The following is a 3,203-nucleotide window of genomic DNA, read 5'->3' on the forward strand; positions in this document are numbered from 1 at the left end:
TCATCATAACCTCCACAATATGTATACTTACAATATTATAAGTTTTTCCTATACATCCACATTTCCCCTATTAATTTTACACTATAGAATTAACAATTTGAACGATGAAAAAAGTTAACAAATAAAGACGCTTTTCAGAGTTATTTCTGAAAAGCGCCATATTGTGGAATACAAGTATACAGTCTATTAAGTTTATAGATAGATCTTTCCCTCTCCATTTTTAGATAAGTTAATTGAGACTATCCTTAATACCATTCCACCGTCATTGTCCACTAATCTCAATAAGGTATACTCTTTTGAGACCTTTTAGTTAAAACACTACATCTATCATAGAAAATCATTTAGTTATTGTATAAGAATAGATTGAAAGAGGTAACTCGGCAACACCATTGTGTATTAACCAAGCACTATCCACATACGATTGTAGTAATAATGATACGGAAGAGGTGGTTTTGCTGACGACGACTGTAATTGATGTGAAGACACATTCAGTGATTGCTACGTTACCTGTTGGAAATACTTTTTATACAGTCTATTTTCACACCTGACGGAAAACTCGCTTATATAACAAATAATGTTGATGGTACTGTTACAGTCATTGATGTGAATACACATATTGTTATTGTAACTATTCAGATTGGATCCAGTCCAAATATTGTAGCCTTCACCCCAGACGGGAAACTCGCTTATGTGACAAATATGGGATTAGTTGGACAATTGGATAATACTGTTTCAGTTATTGATGTGAAGACGCATAGTGTTATTGCGACTATTCAGGTTGGATCTGGTCCAAATGTCGTTGCCTTCACGCCAGACGGAAAATACGCTTACGTGATGAATATGGGAGAATTTGGACAATTAGATAATTCTGTATCAATCATAGATGTGAAGATTTATAGCGTGATTGCAAATGTGCAAGTTGGGGATGGTCCATTTGTTATTGCTTTACACCTAACGGAAAACTCGCCTATGTGACAAATAATAATGATGGTACTGTTTCAGTCATTGATGTGAAAATACACAGTGTGATTACAACCATTCAGGTTGGATCCGATCCATTTGTCATTGCCTTCACCCCAGATGGGAAACTCGCTTATGTAACGCATTTTACTTCATCTGGCACTGTTTCAGTCATTGATGTGAAAGCGCATAGCGTGATTGCGACGGTTCCAATTGGGAGCAGTGCAATGAGAGTTAATCACTTCAAAAGATGGTTGTTGGAAGTTCTGCTAGAGTCTTCGTTAGATACAATACCCACAGATAAAAAACAAATTCTATAAAAAGAAAGACTTTTTATTCTTGTCAGTCATTCAACAATGTCCATTGAGGTTACAAAAATATTCTGGTCTAAACAATCAATATTGGTCAAAACATGAAGAAAGGCGCTCTCAGTTTATTACTGTACAGCGCCCTATTTTCGAAGATTAATTGATCTTCTATTAGCCCAGAGATTGTAGTAAATTTACTAATTAATTACCCGATAGCGCCCAACTATTAATAATATACTCTGGTATTTTGATATCTAATACATAACAAAAAGCAATAATTTGTCCGATATGCATTGTTTCATGCGCTATCATTGACGATAGATGATAAGGTAAAAGTTGTTTCTCGCCAAACCAAATTACATGAGTATTATCATCTACATTGTCTAACGTACTTTTCAATTCCTCATCAACTTGAGACATTTTTTCTAATAGTTCCTCTTTTGATAACTTTCCTTGTATCTCATTATCAGGTAAACTGTTAAATGCCATAACAGAACTACCTATCGCCATAACAAAATCTTTCTGAACCTCAACCATTTCCTCAAAATGTTTCCGTAGTGTATTTAAGCCTTTTCTTGGAAGGGCTCTATCAAGATCTTCTTCTTTTAACTCCTTGATAAAACTCTTTGAATAACTTCTAATCGTTCCCCATTGTTTCATCTGAGAATTCGTTAAATTAGTCATATTTCTCCTCTTTCTTCATCATGTTTTATAGTTCATTTTTAAAGACTTCTAGCAACATTGCCAAATCTAAATCACTATGAAATATAATTTCCAAGCCCATTGCATACATAATTTGTGAATATATTCACAAACAAATGTAAGAGCAGCACCCGCAGCTTCCATCAATAAAAACAGATAAAATTTTCTCAGTTCATTTCGGGTTTTTCAAAAATTATCCTTTATGTAGATAATTTTTATTTCATTATATCATATTAAGATGGATACCTACCCACTTTTTACCTATTTATATAAGGATAGTTACTTATTGTCCAAAAACCAAGATTGCGGAATAACGTTTTCATGATTCCAATAGTAAGATCAGCTCATCTTAGAATTGTTCGACTCATTAATCATTGAATTGCGTACAAATGGTTTATTTGTCTTATTATTTTTAGACAAGCATAATCAAATTATTTACATAAAATAAAGTACCACCTTTTATTATCACTCTTTCCTCCTTTCGTGAATAATCAGGGAGGGTGTACATATTTTCTAGATGTTCACTCTTTGTTTGTATCTATTTCTGGCTGGTTGACATTTATGTTTCCAATAAAGATAATGTTTGTTCTTCTCATTAGTATTAACAAAAGTAAAGGAAAAAAGAAAAATACCGCTAACACTAATAAATCTGTTCTGTGGTACTTCATGTCATCTCCCCCAAATGAATTTACTATTAAATGGTTTTTCTATAACGTTTACTTAATAAGAGCCACAATAATCCACAATATAATTACGATTATAAGGTATATGATTGTCCTTATTACTCTAATATTTCTGAGACCGATAGTTCGTCCCATTTCTTTTTAAACTCCATCTATTCGCCTCAGTATCACTTTTGTTTCTCCAGACAATAACTTAATTACCATCCCTGTTGTTCTTTAAGTTGAGCAATATGATGATGGTCATGCCACACAAATCTTTGTATTGCAACAACCAGTCTCATTTCGCCATGTGTAAGACTTATAAATTTTCTTTGAAATGCTGAAAAATGTAGTGTGTGAAGTAAATCTACAAATCGACAATGAAGTGATTCTAAGAGATTTATCAATATATCAATAGGTGTTTGTGAATGCTTTAAATTTCTTTTCTTATATTTTCTATTAAGTTCCTATAGTTGCTATTATGTAAACTAGATTTGAATAACATATACACGTATATGCAAATAGTTTTGTTTACTCTTTGGAAAATTGAGGTTGAAATGGATATGAAACT

At 32.7% G+C, this 3,203-nt stretch carries 4 protein-coding genes and 1 pseudogene; 2 read left to right on the forward strand and 3 right to left on the reverse strand.

Going from position 1 to position 3,203, the window contains the following annotated elements:
• The first annotated feature begins 510 nt into the window (after positions 1-510).
• Together JM172_RS24105 and JM172_RS24110 are read left to right on the forward strand one after the other, a co-directional pair.
• A complete protein-coding gene (locus JM172_RS24105) occupies positions 511-975 on the forward strand; it encodes a YncE family protein (RefSeq protein WP_214484928.1) in 465 nt (154 codons plus the stop codon).
• Complete coding sequence (locus tag JM172_RS24110) at positions 972-1,280, forward strand: YncE family protein (protein ID WP_214484931.1); 309 nt, start codon at positions 972-974, stop codon at positions 1,278-1,280. The genes JM172_RS24105 and JM172_RS24110 overlap by 4 nt, the downstream gene beginning before the upstream one ends.
• A gap of 189 nt (positions 1,281-1,469) precedes the next feature.
• Here the strand turns inward: JM172_RS24110 and JM172_RS24115 are convergent, their stop codons facing one another.
• The 3 genes and pseudogenes from JM172_RS24115 to JM172_RS25570 form a co-directional block, all read right to left on the reverse strand.
• A complete protein-coding gene (locus JM172_RS24115) occupies positions 1,470-1,952 on the reverse strand; it encodes a DinB family protein (protein WP_214484929.1) in 483 nt (160 codons plus the stop codon).
• 539 nt (positions 1,953-2,491) lie between these two features.
• The gene (locus JM172_RS24120) at positions 2,492-2,638 is read right to left on the reverse strand and encodes a hypothetical protein (protein ID WP_214484930.1); all 147 of its coding nucleotides are present in this window, start codon (positions 2,636-2,638) and stop codon (positions 2,492-2,494) included.
• A 212-nt stretch (positions 2,639-2,850) separates the two neighbouring features.
• Positions 2,851-3,054: pseudogene (locus JM172_RS25570) on the reverse strand (DinB family protein); the annotation flags it as partial.
• Positions 3,055-3,203: the final 149 nt, after the last annotated feature.

The sequence above is a fragment of the Bacillus sp. SM2101 genome (assembly GCF_018588585.1).
GTDB classification, from domain to species: Bacteria; Bacillota; Bacilli; order Bacillales; family SM2101; genus Nanhaiella; species Nanhaiella sioensis.